This is a genomic window from Thiolapillus sp. (assembly GCF_048562965.1).
Taxonomy (GTDB): domain Bacteria; phylum Pseudomonadota; class Gammaproteobacteria; order Chromatiales; family Chromatiaceae; genus Thiolapillus; species Thiolapillus brandeum_A.
Window position 1 is genome coordinate 1 of sequence record NZ_JBHNMF010000002.1, and the last position, 18,313, is coordinate 18,313.

The following is an 18,313-nucleotide window of genomic DNA, read 5'->3' on the forward strand; positions in this document are numbered from 1 at the left end:
AAGTTGTTGCGTAGTGCTGGGTGACCAGGACGGCTGGGGCACCAATAGGTTGTCAAAGGCCGAGTCGATTTTGGGGACTGGGATGTCCCAAAATCTATCACGAGGCCGAAGACACGCTTGATCGATGATTGCCTGAAAGCTTGGGATGAACACCCACTGCAGCCACTGATCCAGCGTCATGCGGTCATGGCAGAAAGGTGCTGTGCTTTCGAAGGCTTCGCTGTCCGGAGGCAGATCGGACCACCAGCCCAGCTGCTGAAGTTCATTCTCGAGCCGTTGTAAGTATCGGGAAAGTTTCTGATAATCATATTTCATGGCTTGTCTTCTCATGTTCTTTTCCGGACCGGATTATGGCAGATATCGAAGTACTACCGGAGTTTCACGCAGTTTGCCCAGTGCCTTTTGGATGGGTGGCCGTTGCCGTGGAAGAGGATGCCGTGCGCGAAATCCGTATTCTGGAGCAACCGCCCGAAAGGACTGCTATCCCTGAACCCCTGGCCGAAACGGTCTGCCGGAAGTTGCAGGAGTGGTTTGCCGGCGGTGACTGGCCCCAGGGGATTCCTGTCAACCCTGAGGGAACGGCCTATCAGAAAAAGGTTTGGCAGGCCCTGCTGCGTATTCCCAGTGGGGAAACACTGACGTATGGTGAATTGGCCAGGCAACTGTCCAGCGGACCAAGAGCCATTGGCGGTGCCTGCCGCCGAAACCCCGTGCCCTTGCTGATTCCCTGTCATCGTGTCGTGGCAGCAAATGGCGATGGCGGTTTTGCCGGACATACATCGGGGCAGTGGATGGATATCAAGCGCTGGCTGCTGAATCATGAATGACGGGCAGGGCATAGCGCTGTTTACAGAAATGCTGTGGATGGAGCGGGGGCTGTCGAAAAACACCCTGGCGTCCTACCGGTCGGATCTGCGCCATGTTGCCCGGTGGCTGGAGGCTGAAAAGCAGGCGTCCCTGCTGGAGGCGCACAAGGAATATCTGCTTGCCTATCTGGCGCATATTGCGCTGCGTGGTCAAAGCGCCCGTACCAGTGCGAGAAGGCTGTCGGCGCTGCGGCAGTTTTTCCAGTATGCGCTGAGGGAGAACTGGGTGGCGGAAGATCCCACGCTCGAGATACAGGCTCCCCGGCTCGGTCGTCCCCTGCCAAAGACCCTGACCGAGACTGAAGTCAAGGCACTGCTGGAGGCACCCGATCTGGACAGCCCGGAAGGCTTTCGGGATCGCAGCATGCTGGAACTCCTGTACGCCACGGGACTGCGGGTCACCGAGCTGGTCAATATCCGTCCGGATCAGGTCAGCTTCAGCCAGGGACTGGTGCGGGTGACGGGCAAGGGCGGCAAGGAGCGGCTGGTGCCCATGGGAGATGAGGCCCAGCACTGGATACAGCGTTTCCTGCAGGGTGGCAGGAAGGAACTGTTGGGCGAGCGCCTCTGCGATGCCCTGTTTCCCACCCGGCGCGGCAGCGGCATGACCCGCCAGGCATTCTGGTATCGCATCAGGAAGCATGCGATGACCGCGGGGATCCAGAAACACCTTTCACCTCATACGCTGCGTCATGCCTTTGCCACGCATCTGGTGAATCATGGTGCCGACCTGCGCGTGGTGCAACTGTTGCTGGGGCACAGCGACTTGTCCACCACCCAGATCTATACGCATGTGGCGAGAGAGCGGCTCAAACAGTTGCATGCCGTTCATCATCCCAGAGGGTGATCTGGTGCAGGTAATCTTTTTTACTTCCAGTTACAATGCAGCTCAAATGAAGGAACCTATGAACAGGTCGTGAACTGGCAGCTTGTGTTGGAAACAGGTGGGAAAAGGCAGAGATGAGCCACTGCCTCAAGGCTCCCGTTCACTGGAAGTTGCCGTTCGTTTCTGGCGCAGAGGATGTGCCCTCTCCCCGTTCTTTGTTCCCCCAAAATGGATACCTGAAAACTATGCGATACCGACCGTCGATTTCTGCTGTACTGCTTCTGTTGCTGGTGCTGGCCACAGGTGTTTCCCTGGCCGCTGCGCCGGACCCGGCCATTGAAAAAGTGCGTGCCGAGCTGTCCAAACGGCCGGGTGATATCTCGCCGGACAGCATAGAAGCTTCCCCTGTGCCGGGTTTGTATGAAGTGCTGATCGGTGCGCGCCTTTATTATGTGTCTGCCGATGGCCGCTATTTCATTCAGGGGCAGATGACGGATATCGAGACCGGACAGAATCTGACCGAAGCCAAGGTAGCCCAGGCGCGCAAGAAACTTATCGACGCCGTGGGAGAGGACAACATGATCATCTTCGGCGATGCCGGTTTGAAGCACACCATCAGCGTGTTCACCGATATCGACTGTGGCTACTGCCGCAAGCTGCATTCCCAGATCGATGAATACAACAAGCAGGGTATTCGCGTGCGTTACCTGTTCTATCCGCGAGCTGGCCTGAACAGTGATTCCGGGCGCAAGGCAGTGTCAGTGTGGTGCGCTGATGACAGGAAAAAGGCGCTCAGTGAAGCCAAGCAGGGCAAGACGCTTGCACCGAAAAACTGCGCCAATCCCGTTGCGGATCACTATGCCCTTGGGCAGATCGTTGGCGTGACGGGGACGCCGGCGCTGGTGCTGGAAAACGGTGAGCTGCTTCCCGGGTATATTCCACCCGCACGCCTGCGCAAATTACTGGATTCCAAAATGGCAGAGCAAAAACCTTAGTTGTCCATGAGTGCGATTCCACTGCATACGGCCTGCGCCTCCGATGTGGGGCTGGTGCGAAAAACCAACGAAGACTACCTGTTCGTCATGGCGGAACAGGGTATCGTTGCCCTTGCTGACGGTATGGGGGGGCATCTTGCCGGTGAAGTGGCGGCAGAGGTGGCCGTGGAAGTTGCCGTGGAAGAACTGCGTCATGCGCAGCGTTTTGGCAACATGGATACCATGCAATGCCTTATGCATCTCGGCGAAGCGGTGGAACGCGCGAACCAGTCTGTCTATACCCTGGCCAAGAGCAAGCCGGAACTCGACGGCATGGGCACCACACTGGTGCTGGCACTGTTCCACGAAGACCGGATTTTTTATGCTCACGTGGGTGATTCGTGCCTCTACCTGCTGCGCAACGACCGGCTCATGCAGCTGACGCGGGATCATTCCCTGATTCAGGAAGTGCTGGACCACGGCATCTTTCCCAACCGCGGCGAAGCGAAGGAAGCCGGCGTGGGAGAGAACGTACTGACCCGCAGCCTGGGCTTTACCGTGGAGATCAACGTGGATGTGAACGAGGCGGCGGTGTGCCGGGACGACCTGTTCCTGTTCTGCAGTGACGGCCTTACCGGGCCCCTGAAGGAAAGCCAGATCCAGCAGCTGATGAGCCGGGAAGAGCTGTCACTGGAAAGCCGCGCCAAGGTGCTGGTACAGGCTGCCATGGATGCCGGCGGGCGGGACAATATCTCTGTGGTACTGGCGAGGCCCATGCTGGGTACGCCTGAATAGGGGCAACGCAGTTCAGTCCAGCAGTGCTTTCAGCCGATAGAGTGTTTCCAGCGCCTCTCTGGGTGTGAGTTCGTCCGGGTCTGTCTCTTCCAGCATGTCGCTCAGTGCCGTATTCACAGGTGCAGGCTCCGGCGTCAGCTGCAGGGACAGTTGTGGCATCTGAAACTCTGCATGACGCAAAGCGGCATTCTCCAGTTCCTGCAGCCGTTCCCTCGCGCGCTGTATGACTGCTGCCGGCACACCTGCCAGGGCGGCCACCTGCAACCCGTAGCTCTGGTTGGCGGGTCCTTCCTTGACCGCATGCAGGAAGACGATGCTGTCGCCGTGCTCCACCGCATCCAGATGCACATTCACCACGCCGGCATGTTCCTCCGGCAGGGTGGTCAGCTCGAAGTAATGGGTGGCGAACAGGGTGTTGGCCTGGATGCGCGTCGTCAGTTCCACGGCGCAGGCCCAGGCCAGGGAGAGGCCGTCGAACGTGCTGGTGCCGCGTCCGATTTCATCCATGAGCACCAGGGATTGCTGCGTGGCGTTGTGCAGGATATTGGCGGTCTCCTCCATTTCCACCATGAAGGTCGAACGGCCGCCGGCAAGATCGTCGGAGGCGCCGATGCGGGAGAAGATGCGATCCACCGGGCCGATGCGGGCATTGCGCGCCGGCACGAAACTGCCCGTGCAGGCCAGCAGCACGATCACCGCACACTGGCGCATGTAAGTGGATTTGCCCCCCATGTTGGGACCGGTGATGATGAGCATGCGCCGTTTGTCATCGAACAGCAGGTCGTTGGGGATAAAGGTCCCGTCAAGGGCCTGCTCCACCACCGGGTGACGCCCTTCTGTGATGTGAATGCCGGGTTCTTCACTCATCTGCGGACGGTTCAGGTTCAGGCTCAGCGCGCGTTCCGCCAGGTTGGCCAGCACGTCCAGGGCCGCCAGAGCGCCCGCGCAGGCCTGCAGGGGGGGAATGTCCTGCTGCAGCTGCTCCAGAAGATCTTCGTAAAGCATCTTCTCCCGCGCCAGGGCGCGCTCCCGTGCGGAAAGCACCTGGTCTTCGAATTTCTTCAGCTCGGGGGTGATGAAACGCTCGGCGGACTTGAGGGTCTGGCGGCGCACATAGTCTTCGGGAACCGCGTCGGCATGCTGGTGGCTGATTTCGATGTAGTAGCCGTGAACGCGGTTGTAACTGACCTTGAGTGATGCAATGCCCGTGCGCTCCTTTTCCCGGCTTTCCAGGTCCAGCAGGAACTGGTCTGCATTGCGGGAAAGGTTGCGCAGCTCGTCCAGCTGGGCATCCCAGCCTTCGGCGAGTACACCACCGTCGCGGATGAGCACCGGCGGGTTTTCCTTGATGGCCCTTTGCAGCAGGTCCACCAGGTCCGGGTGCCCGCCGGCATCGGCGGACAGGGTGCGGAGCAGGGGTGAATGACAGTCAGTGATCAGGGACTGGATATCCGGGAGCAGCGCCAGGGAATCACGCAGGGTGGCCAGATCCCGGGGACGCGCGGTCTTCAGGGCGATGCGCGCCAGTATCCTTTCGATGTCGCCGATGCCGGAAAGCAGTTGCTGCAGCCCGGACAGGTGGCCGGCTTCCAGCAGTTCTTCGATGGCATCATGGCGGTCGCGAATGGCAGCGCCATCGCGCAGGGGCCGGTTTATCCAGCGGCGCAACATGCGGCTGCCCATGGCAGTGGCCGTGTGGTCGAGCAGTCCGGCCAGGAAATACTGTTTCTGGCCGGACTGGGACTGATCGATCTCCAGGTTGCGCCGGGTGGCGGCATCGATGATCAGGGCATCGTCCCGGTATTCCACGCGCAGCCCGGTGACATGGGGCAGGGCGGCCTGCTGGGTGTCCTGTACGTACTGCAGCAAGGCACCAGCCGCCATGATGGCCAGGTCCAGTCCATCGACGCCGAAGCCGGACAGGTCCTGGGTGCCGAACTGTTTCCGCAGCAGTTGCCATGCCGTGTCGGGATCGAAATGCCAGGCGGGCCGGTGGGTGATGCTGTAACGGCCGGGTGTGCCGGCGGGCAGGGAGGTGTCTTCTTCCAGCAACAGCTCGGCGGGTTTGAGTCTTTCGAGCTCACCTGCCAGTGCCTCGGCGTCGTTCAGTTCCTGCACCGTGAAGCGCCCGCTGCCCAGGTTGAGGGCGGCCAGGCCATAGCGGCCCTTGTGTTCCCACAGGGCGGCCAGCAGGTTGTCCTGGCGCTCCTCCAGCAAGGCCTCGTCGGTGACCGTACCGGGTGTGACGATGCGCACCACCTTGCGCTCCACCGGCCCCTTGCTGGTGGCGGGATCACCGGTCTGTTCACAGATGGCCACCGATTCCCCCTGCCGGATCAGCCGGGCCAGGTAGTTTTCCGCCGCATGGTAGGGGATGCCTGCCATGGGGATGGGCTTGCCTGCAGACTTTCCCCGGGAGGTGAGCGTGATATCGAGGAGCCGGGCGGCTTTTTCCGCGTCGCCGTAGAAGAGTTCGTAGAAATCCCCCATGCGGTAGAACACCAGCATGTCCGGATGTTCGGCCTTGATGCGCAGATACTGCTGCATCATGGGTGTATGCGTGGTTTTAGCAGGCATGGGCGGGTTGCCTGGATGCGTTGGGCAAGATCAAAATCCCCGCGCCTCCTTGATGATCTCATAGGCCTGGCGGATCTCGTGGGTCTTTTTGGCGGCAATCTGCATCATTTCCTCGGGTAGGCCTTTGGCGACGAGTTTGTCCGGATGATGCTGGCTGGTGAGGCGGCGGTAGGCCTTCTTGACCTCGGCATCGCTGGCGTCCGCGCTGATATTGAGCACGGCATAGGCATCAGCCAGGGTAGGGCCGGATTTGGGCTGGTGACCCCTGCCACTGTCGCCAAAGTTCATCTGAGCGCGGATCATGCGCTCCAGCTGGCGGTAGAGGAATTCCGGGATGCCCAACTTGCCGCTGATATGGAGCAGCAGCCGGTCTTCGGCCGGGTCCAGGCGCCCGTCGGCATAGGCGGCCTGGATCTGGATCTCCATGAACATCTGGATCAGCGTGGTGCGCCGGCGGCATTCCTGGCGGAACTGCTGCAACACGCCGTCTAGGGGGAAGCCCTGCAGCTTGCCCTGGTTGAACAGGTCGATGGCGGCACGGCGCATGTCCGCGTCCAGGTTCATGTGCGCCATCACGGCCCGGGCCTGGGCGATTTCCTCGGGCGATACCCGGCCATCGGCCTTGGCCAGATGGCCCATCACCGAAAAGGTGGCGGTAAAAAAGGCGGTCTGTATGCGTTCCTGTTCTTGCGGAGAGGCCGAGGAGGCTTCCATGTCCAGCCCCTTGTCCAGGTTGTGCCCCAGGACGGCGCCCAGCAGTGCGCCCAGCAGTGCGCCCAGGGGGCCGCCCAGCATGAAGCCGAATGCGCCGCCGGCCAGTTTTCCCCACCAGCTCATGTGTTGTTCCCCGAAGATGGTCTGTCACCCGACAGGTGTAGTCCGGCGCTGCTGGCCGGTGGTGCTGGTTTCACTGTGATAAGGCCTCTTGTCACTGGAAGTCGAAGTATTTTTCCACGTCTTCCAGAATCTCCCGCTGCCAGGCATGGAGAGCGAAGCGAAGGCTGGTAGACCCCAGTAGCCGCGAGGCCGCACTGTTTTCCCGGCGTGCCTTGCGCCAGAGGGAAAACAAAGTAGGCCTCCGAACGCGGCGTCCAGTCATTGGGAGCCAAGTACGGAGCAGCAACGAGCTTGCGAAGTTGTTGCGTAGTGCTTGGTGACCAGGACGGCTGGGGCACAAATAGGTTGTCAAAGGCCGAGTCGATTTTGGGGACTGGGATGTCCCAAAATCTATCACGAGGCCGAAGACACGCTTGCAGGTGCATTTCATGCCCGCGGGAAAGGTGATGAGATCGCCGCACCTGAACTCCATGGGCTCACCGCCTTCCGGTGTCACGATGAAACGGCCCCGGGTGATGTAGCAGGTTTCCTGCTGGTGGTAGGTCCAGGGAAAGGTGGATTTTTCCTTTTTCCAGATGCCCCAGTTTTCTACTCCCATGACTTCCAGTTTCATGGGGGAGGGGTTACGCTCTAGCGGTATGCCTTGATCATTCATAATGAAGGTGGATTCTTTTCCGGAGAGAGGGTGAATTCTAATGCAAGATGCGCAGTTGGAACAGTTGGCGCGGGAAACGGGCTTGCTGCTGCTTGAAAAAGGCTTGAGTATGACAGCAGCGGAATCCTGTACCGGCGGCTGGATTGCCAAGCTGCTGACCGATATTCCCGGCTCCAGCGGCTGGTTCGAGCGGGGTTTCGTTACCTACAGCAACGCTTCGAAAACCGAGTTGCTGGGCGTGAGAGAGGACACCCTGGCGCTGTTTGGTGCGGTGAGTGAACAGGTGGCGCTGCAGATGGCCCGGGGTGCGCTGTCGAACAGCCGTGCAGACCTGAGCGTCGCGGTGACAGGTATCGCCGGTCCGGATGGTGGATCTGCATTCAAGCCCGTTGGGACGGTGTGGATTGCCTGGGCGAACGGTGAAACCCTGGTTGCCGAGCGCTGCTGGTTCGCCGGTGACAGGGAGCAGGTCAGGCGCCAGACGGTGGCGCATTCGCTTGGGCGGCTGGGAGCGTTCTGTGCCACGAAGTAAACGCCTGTTTTTTGCGCTTTGGCCGGATGATCGCGTGCGCAGCGATCTGGCTCATCTTCAGACATTGCTGCTCCAGGCACGGGGCAACTGGGTGCATCCCATGGATTTGCACATGACCCTGCAGTTTCTGGGGCCGGTTCCCCCCAACCGGGAGCGTTGCATCTTGGAAGCTGCGGACGCAGTTCAGGGCGCTCCCTTCGAACTGAAGATAAACCGCCTGGAGTTCTGGCCAAAGCCGCGCATCGTCTGGGCGGGGCCGGAACATACGCCCGCCGAATTGTCCGGACTGGTGAAACACCTGGGTGAGAACCTGGTGGAATGCGGTTTCATGCAGGAAAAGCGCGCCTACCGGCCGCATATCACGGTGTTGCGCAAAACCTCACCCTGCATGGCCATGACGCTACAGGAACCTGTCATCTGGAGCGTGAATGGATTTGTACTGGTGGAATCACGCCCCGGGGGCGAACCGCCCTGGTATAAGGTGGCTGAGAGCTGGGGTTTTTTTGCTGATCCGCTGGGAGAATGCCCGTTCACGGGATTTTTCAGCGCGGAAGGGGCAAAAAAGCGGTTTTTTTTCTTGCGGGTGGCTCATCTGCTGAGCCACCGGGGTTCCTATAATGGTTCCGAAGCAAAAAAACACTGGAAAACAAACAGAGAACAAACTAAACTCCACAACGGGAACGGCAAAAGCTGTTACTCACTACGGTAATCGAACAGGTGAACAGAAATGGATGAAAATCGGAAAAAAGCATTGGCGGCCGCTCTGGGCCAGATCGAGAAACAATTCGGTAAGGGTTCCGTCATGCGCATGGGCGATGGAACGTCCATTGCCAACATAGAAGCTATTTCAACGGGGTCCCTGGGGCTGGATATCGCTCTGGGTATCGGCGGCGTACCCAAGGGACGGGTCGTGGAGATCTATGGCCCGGAATCTTCGGGGAAAACCACCCTGACCCTGCATATCGTGGCTGAAGCGCAAAAAGGTGGCGGTACCTGTGCCTTTGTGGATGCTGAGCATGCGCTGGATCCCCAGTATGCGGAGAAGCTGGGTGTGGACATGGACGAGCTGCTGGTTTCCCAGCCGGATACCGGTGAGCAGGCGCTGGAAATCACCGACATGCTGGTGCGTTCCGGTGCGGTGGATGTGGTGGTTATCGATTCCGTGGCCGCCCTGACTCCCAAGGCGGAAATCGAAGGCGATATGGGAGATTCTCATGTTGGTTTGCAGGCGCGTCTCATGTCTCAGGCGTTGCGTAAGCTCACCGCCAACATCAAGCGCTCCAACTGTATCGTCATCTTCATCAACCAGATCCGCATGAAGATCGGCGTCATGTTTGGCAGCCCGGAAACCACTACCGGCGGCAATGCCCTCAAGTTTTATTCCTCCGTCCGCATGGATATACGCCGTATCGGCGCCATCAAGCGGGGCGACGAGGTCGTGGGCAACGAAACCCGGGTTAAGGTAGTGAAAAACAAGGTGGCGCCGCCGTTCAAGCAGGTGGAATTCCAGATTCTTTACGGAGAAGGTATTTCCCGGGAAGGCGAGATCATCGATCTGGGCGTCAAACACGGCTTTGTCGAAAAGTCCGGTGCCTGGTATTCCTACAACGGTGACCGCATCGGGCAGGGCAAGGACAATGTGCGGAAATTCCTGAAGGAAAATCCAGAGATGGCGGCAGATATCGAAGGCCGTATCCGGGCCGAGGTGTTTCCTGATCAGGACATTCCGGAAGCTGAGTCCCGCGAAGCGGAGGCAGCTGGCAAGCCGGGTTCGGAGGACAAGGCCTGAATCCCGACGACCTGAAACACGCCCAACATGCGGCTGTGCACCTGCTTTCCCTGCGGGAGCACAGCCGTTTTGAGCTGGAAAGAAAGCTGTTGCGTCGTTACGAACAGGTAACGGTGCAACAGGTTCTGCAAAATCTTGCACGGCAGGGACTGCAAAGCGATGACCGCTTTGCCGAGCAGTATGTGTATTCCCGCCGCAACAAAGGCTATGGCCCTTTGCGCATTCGCGCTGAACTGATCGAAAAGGGCGTAGCCGAGGAGTTGATCGCTGCGTGGCTGGATGCTCCCGAGCAGGACTGGCGTGTCCTGATGCTGAAAACAGCAGAAAAAAAGTTCGGTACGGCACCTCCCGCCGATCGCAGGGAAATGGCAAAAAGAGGCAGTTTCCTCTCTTCCCGCGGTTTTCCTTCCTGGATGATCAACGACTATTTGTTCGGCTGACCCGGCCAAAGCCCCATTTTTCGTCGAAATTGCTCATTTTGAAAGCAATTTGAGGGTGACAATTGGCGCCAGACTGCCTAACATTTACCGCCTTGAATTCTCCCAACCGGAAACCGATGAAAACGAGCGCTGAAATTCGACAGGCATTCCTCGATTATTTTGCCGACCATGGACATACCGTGGTGGAGTCCAGCTCCCTGGTGCCTGCCAATGATCCAACCCTGTTGTTCACCAATGCGGGCATGGTGCAGTTCAAGGATCTGTTTCTCGGCAAGGAAAAGCGCGCCTACACGCGGGCGACGTCCTCCCAGCGCTGTGTACGTGCCGGGGGAAAGCACAATGATCTGGAAAATGTCGGCTATACCGCCCGGCACCATACTTTCTTTGAAATGCTGGGAAACTTCAGCTTTGGTGACTATTTCAAGCGGGAAGCAATTGAATTTGCGTGGGAATTCCTTACCAACACCATGGGGCTGCCGGCAGAGAAACTGTGGGTGACCGTCTATGATCAGGATGAGGAAGCTGCTGCCATCTGGCTGGAAGAGATAGGTGTGGATGCTGCCCGTTTCAGCCGTATCGGTGACAAAGCCGGCGGCAGGCCTTATGAAAGCGACAATTTCTGGAGCATGGGTGACACCGGTCCCTGCGGCCCCTGTTCCGAGATCTTCTACGATCATGGTGAGGAAGTGGAAGGTGGTCCGCCGGGCACTCCCGAGGAAGATGGCGACCGCTATATCGAAATCTGGAATCTGGTGTTCATGCAGTACAACCGGGATGCGGAAGGGAACATGACACCCCTGCCGAAGCCTTCTGTGGATACAGGCATGGGCCTGGAACGCCTGGCGGCGGTCATGCAGGGCGTGCATTCCAACTACGAGATTGATCTGTTCCAGGCCCTGATCCGCGCGGCGGCGGAAGCCACCGGCACCGAAGACTTGGAGAGCAAATCCCTGCGGGTCATTGCGGATCATATACGTTCCTGTGCCTTTCTCATCGTCGATGGTGTGACACCATCCAACGAAGGCCGCGGTTATGTTTTGCGGCGCATCATCCGTCGCGCCATCCGTCACGGCTATCAGCTGGGCCAGAAACAGCCGTTTTTCCATCTGCTGGTAGATGCGCTCATCGAGCAGATGGGTGCTGCCTACCCTGAACTGGTCAAGGCCAGGGATACCGTCGTGCGCGTGCTCAAGGTGGAAGAGGAGCGCTTTGCCGAAACTATCGAGCAGGGCATGAAAATTCTTGAAGAAGCCATTGAAGATCTGTCCGGCAGCATCATTCCCGGAGAACTGGTGTTCAAGCTTTATGATACCTACGGTTTTCCGGCAGACCTTACAGCAGATATTGCCCGGGAGCGTAACCTGCAGATTGACGAGGCCGGTTTTGATCGTGAAATGGAGGCGCAGCGCGCCAGAGCCCGGGCTGCCAGCCAGTTCGGCGTCGAGCAGCAGGCGCAGGTGGCCCTGGATGGCGCCACGGATTTTACCGGTTACGAACGCCTTGCCGAAGAGGCCACGGTCATCGGCCTGTTCCGCGACGGGGAATCGGTGGATGTCCTGGCGGAAGGCGAGGAAGGCATGGTGGTGCTGGACAAGACCCCATTCTATGCTGAGTCCGGTGGGCAGGTCGGTGACCGGGGGACGCTCACCGTCCCGGGTGAGACAGCCCGATTCGAGGTGTGGGACACACGCAAGCAGGGTGGATCCGTGTTTGGACATATCGGCAAGTTGAGTCAGGGAAAAATCCGCGTTGGTGATACGGTACTGGCGGAAGTGGATGAACAGAATCGCCGCAACATTGCCCTGAACCATTCGGCCACGCATCTGCTGCATGCTGCCCTGCGTCAGGTGCTGGGCGAGCATGTCCAGCAGAAAGGCTCTCTGGTCGATGCCGAGAAGCTGCGCTTCGACTTCGCGCATTTCGAGCCCATGACCGCCGGGCAGCTCAGTGCTGTGGAGCAACTGGTCAACGAGCAGATTCGAAACAATTATGTCGTCGAGACGCGCATCATGGCGCTGGAAGATGCCAAGGAGGCCTGCGCCATGGCTCTATTCGGAGAAAAATATGATGACCATGTCCGCGTGCTGCGTATGGGTGGTTTTTCCACCGAATTGTGCGGCGGCACGCACGTCAAGGCCGTGGGTGATATCGGGCTGTTCAAGATTGTCAGTGAAAGCGGCATTGCTTCCGGTGTGCGGCGCATCGAGGCCGTTACCGGTCAGCGTGCCCTGCAATGGGTGGAACAGGCCGAGTCCCGTCTGCAGCACATTGCCTCCCTGGTCAAGTCCGGTCAGGACGACATGGAAGAAAAAGTGCATTCACTGGTAGAAAAGGCGCGCCAGCAGGAAAAGGAGATTGCCCGTCTGAAGGCCAAGCTGGCCTCGGCAGCGGGTTCTGATCTCGCCAGCCAGGCACTGGAGATAGGCGATACCCGGGTGCTGGCGGCCAGTCTCGAGGGTGCAGACGTCAAGACCCTGCGGGATACCCTGGATCAGCTCAAGAACAAGCTCGGTTCGGCCGTTATCGTCCTGTCTGCCGTCAAGGATGGCAAGGTCAGCCTCGTGGCTGGCGTCACCAAGGACAGGACGGACAGGGTCAGGGCAGGTGACCTGGTAAAGATGGTCGCTGAGCAGGTCGGCGGCAAGGGCGGCGGGCGACCCGATATGGCCCAGGCAGGTGGCAGCAATCCCGAAGCGCTGCCCCAGGCGCTGGCATCTGTCGAAACTTGGGCCAGAGAGCGGCTCTAGCCCATAAACCCGTCGGCAGTATTCCAGGTGCCTAAAGGCAGTAACGGAAGCTATTAATCATGGCATTGATTGTTCAAAAGTATGGCGGTACATCCGTGGGAAGTACCGAGCGCATCATGGCCGTTGCCGAAAAGGTGAAGGCTTATCATGACCGCGGTGATCAGGTGGTGGTGGTCGTTTCCGCCATGTCCGGCGAAACCAACCGTCTCGTCGCGCTGGCCGAGGAAATCACGCCCCGGCCCAGCGCCCGGGAAATGGACGTGTTGCTGTCCACAGGGGAGCAGGTAACCATATCACTGCTGTCCATGGCGCTGCATCAGCTGGGTCTGGATGCCAGTTCCTATACGGGTGGGCAGGTGTGCATACGCACCGACAACTCGCACAGCAAGGCGCGTATCGTCGATATCGATGGCAGCCGCGTCAAAAGGGACCTGGATGCCGGTCGTATTGTGGTTGTGGCCGGGTTTCAGGGCACGGATCAGGATGGAAACATCACCACCCTGGGCCGGGGCGGGTCGGATACTACAGCCGTGGCGATGGCCGCGGCGCTGAATGCCGATGAATGCCAGATATTCACCGACGTGGATGGTGTCTATACGACCGACCCGCGGGTGGAACCCAATGCCCGCAAACTCGATCGCATCACCTTCGAGGAAATGCTGGAACTGGCCAGCTCCGGTTCCAAGGTATTGCAGATCCGTTCCGTTGAATTTGCGGGGAAATACAATGTTCCCCTGCGTGTGTTGTCCAGTTTTGAAGAAGGAGAGGGCACCCTCATAACCCTGGAGGAAAAAGACGTGGAAAAGGCGAAGATTGCAGGTATTGCGTTCAGCCGCGATGAGGCCAAGCTGACCATCCGGGGTGTGCCAGACCATCCGGGCGTGGCCTACCAGATACTCGGGCCCATCGGCGAAGCCAATATCGAAGTGGACATGATCGTGCAGAACATCGGCAAGGATGACACCACCGATTTCACTTTTACCGTACACCGCAATGACCTGCCCCAGGCGCTGGAGATCCTCGAGAAGACAGCCAGGGATCTGGGTGCCAGAGAGGTCGAGGCAGATGATAGGATCGTCAAGATCGCCCTGGTGGGCGTGGGCATGCGTTCTCATGCTGCCATTGCCAGCAACATGTTCAAGGTTCTGTCCGAGGAGCAGATCAATATCCAGATGATATCCACCTCGGAAATCAAGGTTTCCGTGATCGTGGATGAAAAGTATCTTGAGCTGGGGGTACGTACGCTCCACGATGCCTTTGGTCTGGACAAGATAGAAACATAATTCGAAATTCGGGTTTCTTATTTAGGGAATCTACTGATAAAATTCGAAAGTTCGCTATATTTATTGAATAAGCGAAGGCTTGGTTTGATTATTACTGCTCTCCCTTCCAGGAAAAGTGAAGCGGGCGCAAAGGACATAAGGAGAGATAGGAATCATGTTGATACTGACTCGCAGGGTTGGTGAAACCCTGATGATTGGCGATGACGTGACTGTCACGGTGCTGGGTGTTAAAGGCAACCAGGTACGAATTGGCGTAAATGCCCCACGGGATATTTCCGTACACCGGGAAGAAATCTACGAACGCATCAAAGCTGAACAGGCAGAAGAAGCCGGCCCCGATCTGTCGGACGAAGAGCCGGCTCCCGAGGAAGAGGAATAAGTGCTGGAAAAAAGTTTCAAGGCTGGCTAGAATTAGCCGCCCTTGAAACTGCTTCGCTTGCGAATTGAGAATGCGGTCTGTGAAATTGGCAGTATGAAGCGATTCCCAGGGCGCTGGGCAAGGGTTCGGAGACATAAACCTCTGCACGAGCAGCAGGCTCGTTATACTCACTGCACATAAAATTGAAAATCAGGAGAGCTGGCCGAGTGGCTGAAGGCGCACCCCTGCTAAGGGTGTATACGTTAACGCGTATCGAGGGTTCGAATCCCTCGCTCTCCGCCATACACTGATATCTTGGTCTGGTGTTGCAGCGGGCACGGATCAGGAAAAGAATCGGATTCGAACCCTCGATTCAAAATAGATGGTTCGATCATGTAGCTGCGGTAACACTAAGAAGCCAATACTTTGCTTGGTGCCGCTTTGAGCATTGACAATCAGCGAAGAAACGAGCATCATTCGCTACCACTTTTGCGCCAGTAGCTCAGCTGGATAGAGTACTCGGCTACGAACCGAGCGGTCGGAGGTTCGAATCCTTCCTGGCGCGCCATACAGTGAAAAGCTCACCTCAGGGTGGGCTTTTTTCTTACCCTGCTACAGGGGAAATTCGAACCTCCGACTCCAAACAGGCTGGTTCGACAAGCGCCGGCAGGCGCGCAGCATGAGCGCGTAGCACGAGTCATCCTTCCTAGCGCGCCATACAGTGGAAAAGCTCACCTCAGGGTGGGCTTTTTTCATGTCCTGCTCACAGGACTCCATTTTACTTTCTGCTCGCTGTTCACAAAATTGAGTTCGATATTTCAGGCGCTGGTTTGTCTTTCAGTCAGTCTGCCCGTATCGAATGTACTTGTTCACAACAGGGGAAAAACGAAAAATAAGCCGTTATACTCTGAGCCTGTACGAAATAAAACAAGAGTCGGAATGCCGGGATGAGTGAAAGAAATGTGGAAAAGATGGCGACGTGTTATCACGAAATCATCGAGGGTGTGGGAGAGGATATGAGCAGGGAAGGGCTGTTGAAAACTCCCCTGCGTGCAGCCAAGGCCATGGCGTTTCTTACACAGGGATACGAACAGTCTCTGGATGATATCGTCAATGATGCTATTTTTCCTTCCGACAATGACGAGATGGTCATCGTCAAGGATATCGAATTGTATTCACTTTGTGAACATCACATGTTGCCGTTTATTGGTAAGGCGCATGTGGCCTATCTGCCCAAGGGAAAAGTCATCGGTCTGTCCAAGATTGCACGCATCGTGGATATGTATGCCCGGCGTCTGCAGATTCAGGAGCAACTCACCACCCAGATTGCCTACGCGATACAGGATGCCATCGGTGCCGCAGGTGTGGCCGTGGTTATCGAAGCATCGCATCTGTGCATGATGATGCGTGGGGTACAGAAGCAGAACTCCTCGACGACGACATCCATGATGCTCGGCGCCTTCAGGAGCAATCACCGAACCCGGGATGAATTCCTAACCCTGATCAAACTCTGATGGTAACCATACGTATCAGGAATCTGCGTCTGCGCACCTACATTGGCTTCAATGAAGAAGAGATGAAAAAGCGTCAGGATGTGGTGGTCAACGTCCGTTTCAGTTACAAGGCCGATGAGGCGGCTGAAACCGACGATGTGAAGTATGCCGTCAATTATCGGACAATTACCAAAGAAATAATAGCTCTGGTTGAAGATGGCCGTTTCATGCTGCTGGAAAGACTGGCTGCCGACGTATTGGAACTGGTGATGCAGCACGAACCCATATCCTCTGCCGAAGTGGAAGTGGACAAACCCCATGCCTTGCGTTTTTCGGATTCTGTATCCGCATCGCTTCGGGCCGAGCGCTCAAATGCGTGATGCGTTTCTGGTAAAGCTGTCTTTCTGGCTGATCGTGATCGGCGCTTTTGCGCTGCTCACTCCGCAGCCTGCCTGGCCGGAATGGCTGGCGCGCATGATACTTTCCACCGGCATCGCCTTGGCTATCACTACCGCCATCGTCAAGTACCGGGAAAGCAGAAAAAAGCGCTGATTCGCTCAGGGGGTGGAAAACTTCTCTTGCCGCCGCAGGTAATCGTCCACGATAGTGTGCATCTGGTCTGCATTGAATGGACGTAAACCACCCAGCACCATGTTCTTGGTGCCTTTCCCGATTACCTCGCCGTTGTCGTGCAGCGTGAACTTGAGCTGAACTTCGCCACGTTTGCCGTTGATGGTAAAGCAGGTGCCGGAAAGCTTCAGTTCCGGATCTGCAGGATCAAGACGGTCAAGGTGTATTTCCATGTTTTCATAGATGATCAGGGGACGTGCGGGATTGATCATCACACTGTGTGCTTCCATGAGTGGCACCAGGATATAGGGAAAGGCATGTCCGGAAAAGGCGACATAGGACTGGACCAGACGGCTGATGACCTCTTCGTCCCGGGTGGTATCGCCATGACGCTCGATAAGGAGGTAGTTTTTACCGTTGTCATCCGAAATGGTGAGGGTTTCAGTAGCATTTTCAGGGAAATGCAGTTCGATACCATCGCCCACCATGCCGGAAAAAACGAAGCGCATATCCCGGCTCAGGCCGTACTGATTGAGCACCAGGCCAAACAGCAGATCACCGGGCACACAAAAACGCTTTGAGTCCGTATCATGCAGCGGATTGAAATCATTGGCGATTTTCTTGGCGAACTCGCTGGCCTGCTGACGGGACACTCTTATCTTGTTGTGCTCAATTTTATAGTAGTTTTCTAGTATCATTCAGGTTTGCCCCGCCATAATGCTGAGGCTGAATTTTATCAGGAATCCTGTTTTGTTTTCATTATTGTTCAAGAGGAAGCCACCGCTGGATGAAGCCTCCCTGCTGTGGCTGTTCGACGTGTTTGGCTGGTCACTGCGGAATTTCTCTCCCGCCGTGTTTTATCAGCAGATCCGCCTGGTACTGCCAACCAATGAATTTTTTCCCGGCAAGGTGGACAGTGTGCAGGGCATGGCTGAACTGGTATTCGACCGGGTCGCAGAATATGCGGGCATGGCTCACTGGCCCTGGCAGGTGGTCGAGCAGTCTCATTGCCATCTCGAAGCGGTGATGCCGCCGGTGGGTGCGGCCCAGGGGTTTCCAGGGGCAAGGCGCCTGATGCCGGTTGATGGGCAGGCCATGCCTGTCGTTTATGACGGGCGGCATATCGGCAATCCGGAAGCGCTGATCGCCGGCTTTGCGCACCGGCTTGGGCAATATCTGGGATATACAGCAAAGGAGCCGCCTCCCGGTGGTGTGGAAAACTGGTCCCAGGCTACAGAAGTGCTTGCGGTGTATCTGGGTTTCGGTCTGATGTTCGCCAACAGCGCTTTCGTGTTTCCGCCTGGCGGATGCAGCAGTTGCGGAACGTCTGTTTCACGTGAGGGTGCACTGTCTCAATGGGACTATACTTATGCATTGGCGATATTCTCAGTGCTGAAAGGCGTTCCTCCCCGTCAGGTTTGCCCGCATTTGAAGAAATCCCTGCGTGGCTATTTTCAGCGTTGCGTCGCCGATGTGAATTCCAGAAAGCAGTTGTTGCAGCATCTTCAGGGCATGGTGGACCGGGATGACCAGAACCTGGTCGTCGACAGGGCTCAGGCCTGAGAGAAAGG

At 57.4% G+C, this 18,313-nt stretch carries 20 protein-coding genes and 2 tRNA genes; 17 read left to right on the forward strand and 5 right to left on the reverse strand.

The genetic code is table 11. From position 1 onward, the window contains the following. Positions 1-330, reverse strand: a 330-nt coding sequence (locus ACOCD2_RS00195; protein ID WP_293646827.1) for a YqcC family protein, incomplete at its 3' end; no start/stop codon positions are given. Positions 331-350: 20 nt separating this feature from the next. On the opposite strand from ACOCD2_RS00195, the gene ACOCD2_RS00200 reads away from it, so the two are divergent. The 4 genes from ACOCD2_RS00200 to ACOCD2_RS00215 all read left to right on the forward strand — a co-directional run bounded on the left by ACOCD2_RS00200 (position 351) and on the right by ACOCD2_RS00215 (position 3,461). Beyond that, complete coding sequence (locus ACOCD2_RS00200; protein ID WP_293646829.1) at positions 351-827, forward strand: methylated-DNA--[protein]-cysteine S-methyltransferase; 477 nt, start codon at positions 351-353, stop codon at positions 825-827. Continuing rightward, the gene (gene xerD, locus ACOCD2_RS00205) at positions 820-1,713 is read left to right on the forward strand and encodes a site-specific tyrosine recombinase XerD (protein WP_293646831.1); all 894 of its coding nucleotides are present in this window, start codon (positions 820-822) and stop codon (positions 1,711-1,713) included. The genes ACOCD2_RS00200 and xerD overlap by 8 nt, the downstream gene beginning before the upstream one ends. A gap of 224 nt (positions 1,714-1,937) precedes the next feature. Then, the gene (gene dsbC / locus ACOCD2_RS00210) at positions 1,938-2,687 is read left to right on the forward strand and encodes a bifunctional protein-disulfide isomerase/oxidoreductase DsbC (protein ID WP_293646833.1); all 750 of its coding nucleotides are present in this window, start codon (positions 1,938-1,940) and stop codon (positions 2,685-2,687) included. 6 nt (positions 2,688-2,693) lie between these two features. After that, positions 2,694-3,461 (forward strand): protein phosphatase 2C domain-containing protein, encoded by a 768-nt coding sequence (locus ACOCD2_RS00215; protein ID WP_293646835.1) that lies wholly within the window; start codon positions 2,694-2,696, stop codon positions 3,459-3,461. Positions 3,462-3,473: 12 nt separating this feature from the next. Here ACOCD2_RS00215 and mutS read toward each other — a convergent pair whose 3' ends face one another. The 3 genes from mutS to ACOCD2_RS00230 form a co-directional block, all read right to left on the reverse strand. After that, positions 3,474-6,038, reverse strand: a complete 2,565-nt coding sequence (mutS, locus tag ACOCD2_RS00220; RefSeq protein ID WP_293646837.1) for a DNA mismatch repair protein MutS — start codon at positions 6,036-6,038, stop codon at positions 3,474-3,476. A gap of 30 nt (positions 6,039-6,068) precedes the next feature. After that, positions 6,069-6,875, reverse strand: a complete 807-nt coding sequence (gene djlA / locus ACOCD2_RS00225) for a co-chaperone DjlA (RefSeq protein WP_293646839.1) — start codon at positions 6,873-6,875, stop codon at positions 6,069-6,071. Positions 6,876-6,966: 91 nt separating this feature from the next. After that, positions 6,967-7,530, reverse strand: a complete 564-nt coding sequence (locus tag ACOCD2_RS00230) for a cupin domain-containing protein (RefSeq protein WP_371415004.1) — start codon at positions 7,528-7,530, stop codon at positions 6,967-6,969. A 40-nt stretch (positions 7,531-7,570) separates the two neighbouring features. Here ACOCD2_RS00230 and pncC point away from each other — a divergent pair, with 40 nt between their 5' ends. The 12 genes from pncC (at position 7,571) to ACOCD2_RS00290 (ending at position 16,724) form a co-directional block, all read left to right on the forward strand. After that, on the forward strand, positions 7,571-8,062 hold the full coding sequence (gene pncC, locus ACOCD2_RS00235; protein WP_293646531.1) for a nicotinamide-nucleotide amidase: 492 nt from the start codon (positions 7,571-7,573) through the stop codon (positions 8,060-8,062). Further along, the gene (gene thpR, locus ACOCD2_RS00240; protein ID WP_293646533.1) at positions 8,049-8,771 is read left to right on the forward strand and encodes an RNA 2',3'-cyclic phosphodiesterase; all 723 of its coding nucleotides are present in this window, start codon (positions 8,049-8,051) and stop codon (positions 8,769-8,771) included. The genes pncC and thpR overlap by 14 nt, the downstream gene beginning before the upstream one ends. Before the next feature lie 18 nt (positions 8,772-8,789). Continuing rightward, the gene (gene recA / locus ACOCD2_RS00245) at positions 8,790-9,851 is read left to right on the forward strand and encodes a recombinase RecA (RefSeq protein WP_293646535.1); all 1,062 of its coding nucleotides are present in this window, start codon (positions 8,790-8,792) and stop codon (positions 9,849-9,851) included. A gap of 35 nt (positions 9,852-9,886) precedes the next feature. Beyond that, on the forward strand, positions 9,887-10,291 hold the full coding sequence (locus tag ACOCD2_RS00250) for a regulatory protein RecX (protein WP_293646537.1): 405 nt from the start codon (positions 9,887-9,889) through the stop codon (positions 10,289-10,291). A 116-nt stretch (positions 10,292-10,407) separates the two neighbouring features. Beyond that, positions 10,408-13,038, forward strand: a complete 2,631-nt coding sequence (gene alaS, locus ACOCD2_RS00255) for an alanine--tRNA ligase (RefSeq protein ID WP_293646539.1) — start codon at positions 10,408-10,410, stop codon at positions 13,036-13,038. Positions 13,039-13,097: 59 nt separating this feature from the next. After that, the gene (locus ACOCD2_RS00260; protein WP_293646541.1) at positions 13,098-14,321 is read left to right on the forward strand and encodes an aspartate kinase; all 1,224 of its coding nucleotides are present in this window, start codon (positions 13,098-13,100) and stop codon (positions 14,319-14,321) included. Between the two features lie 154 nt (positions 14,322-14,475). Continuing rightward, positions 14,476-14,700 (forward strand): carbon storage regulator CsrA, encoded by a 225-nt coding sequence (gene csrA / locus ACOCD2_RS00265; protein ID WP_293646543.1) that lies wholly within the window; start codon positions 14,476-14,478, stop codon positions 14,698-14,700. 192 nt (positions 14,701-14,892) lie between these two features. Continuing rightward, positions 14,893-14,982: transfer RNA gene (locus ACOCD2_RS00270), tRNA-Ser, on the forward strand. A gap of 188 nt (positions 14,983-15,170) precedes the next feature. Continuing rightward, positions 15,171-15,247, forward strand: a tRNA-Arg gene (locus ACOCD2_RS00275). Positions 15,248-15,626: 379 nt separating this feature from the next. Next, the gene (folE, locus tag ACOCD2_RS00280) at positions 15,627-16,193 is read left to right on the forward strand and encodes a GTP cyclohydrolase I FolE (protein ID WP_293644334.1); all 567 of its coding nucleotides are present in this window, start codon (positions 15,627-15,629) and stop codon (positions 16,191-16,193) included. Continuing rightward, positions 16,193-16,552: a dihydroneopterin triphosphate 2'-epimerase gene (gene folX, locus ACOCD2_RS00285; RefSeq protein WP_293644336.1), complete on the forward strand. Its 360-nt coding sequence runs from the start codon at positions 16,193-16,195 to the stop codon at positions 16,550-16,552. The genes folE and folX overlap by 1 nt, the downstream gene beginning before the upstream one ends. Next, positions 16,545-16,724, forward strand: a complete 180-nt coding sequence (locus tag ACOCD2_RS00290; protein ID WP_293644338.1) for a hypothetical protein — start codon at positions 16,545-16,547, stop codon at positions 16,722-16,724. Before folX ends, ACOCD2_RS00290 begins: the two co-directional genes overlap by 8 nt. A 5-nt stretch (positions 16,725-16,729) precedes the next feature. Here the strand turns inward: ACOCD2_RS00290 and ACOCD2_RS00295 are convergent, their stop codons facing one another. Further along, positions 16,730-17,440 (reverse strand): DUF3581 family protein, encoded by a 711-nt coding sequence (locus ACOCD2_RS00295; protein ID WP_293644340.1) that lies wholly within the window; start codon positions 17,438-17,440, stop codon positions 16,730-16,732. Positions 17,441-17,492: 52 nt separating this feature from the next. On the opposite strand from ACOCD2_RS00295, the gene ACOCD2_RS00300 reads away from it, so the two are divergent. Then, positions 17,493-18,305 carry a hypothetical protein gene (locus ACOCD2_RS00300; protein WP_293644342.1) on the forward strand — a complete coding sequence of 271 codons (813 nt, stop codon included), beginning with the start codon at positions 17,493-17,495 and terminating at the stop codon, positions 18,303-18,305. The last annotated feature ends 8 nt before the right edge of the window (positions 18,306-18,313 follow it).

Coding starts and splice junctions, on each gene's coding strand:
- ACOCD2_RS00200 (WP_293646829.1), top strand. CDS start 351: ATGGCAGATATCGAAGTACTACCGGAGTTTCACGCAGTTTGCCCAGTG.
- xerD (WP_293646831.1), top strand. CDS start 820: ATGAATGACGGGCAGGGCATAGCGCTGTTTACAGAAATGCTGTGGATG.
- dsbC (WP_293646833.1), top strand. CDS start 1,938: ATGCGATACCGACCGTCGATTTCTGCTGTACTGCTTCTGTTGCTGGTG.
- ACOCD2_RS00215 (WP_293646835.1), top strand. CDS start 2,694: ATGAGTGCGATTCCACTGCATACGGCCTGCGCCTCCGATGTGGGGCTG.
- mutS (WP_293646837.1), bottom strand. CDS start 6,038: ATGCCTGCTAAAACCACGCATACACCCATGATGCAGCAGTATCTGCGC.
- djlA (WP_293646839.1), bottom strand. CDS start 6,875: ATGAGCTGGTGGGGAAAACTGGCCGGCGGCGCATTCGGCTTCATGCTG.
- ACOCD2_RS00230 (WP_371415004.1), bottom strand. CDS start 7,530: ATGAATGATCAAGGCATACCGCTAGAGCGTAACCCCTCCCCCATGAAA.
- pncC (WP_293646531.1), top strand. CDS start 7,571: ATGCAAGATGCGCAGTTGGAACAGTTGGCGCGGGAAACGGGCTTGCTG.
- recA (WP_293646535.1), top strand. CDS start 8,790: ATGGATGAAAATCGGAAAAAAGCATTGGCGGCCGCTCTGGGCCAGATC.
- alaS (WP_293646539.1), top strand. CDS start 10,408: ATGAAAACGAGCGCTGAAATTCGACAGGCATTCCTCGATTATTTTGCC.
- ACOCD2_RS00260 (WP_293646541.1), top strand. CDS start 13,098: ATGGCATTGATTGTTCAAAAGTATGGCGGTACATCCGTGGGAAGTACC.
- csrA (WP_293646543.1), top strand. CDS start 14,476: ATGTTGATACTGACTCGCAGGGTTGGTGAAACCCTGATGATTGGCGAT.
- folE (WP_293644334.1), top strand. CDS start 15,627: ATGAGTGAAAGAAATGTGGAAAAGATGGCGACGTGTTATCACGAAATC.
- folX (WP_293644336.1), top strand. CDS start 16,193: ATGGTAACCATACGTATCAGGAATCTGCGTCTGCGCACCTACATTGGC.
- ACOCD2_RS00290 (WP_293644338.1), top strand. CDS start 16,545: ATGCGTGATGCGTTTCTGGTAAAGCTGTCTTTCTGGCTGATCGTGATC.
- ACOCD2_RS00295 (WP_293644340.1), bottom strand. CDS start 17,440: ATGATACTAGAAAACTACTATAAAATTGAGCACAACAAGATAAGAGTG.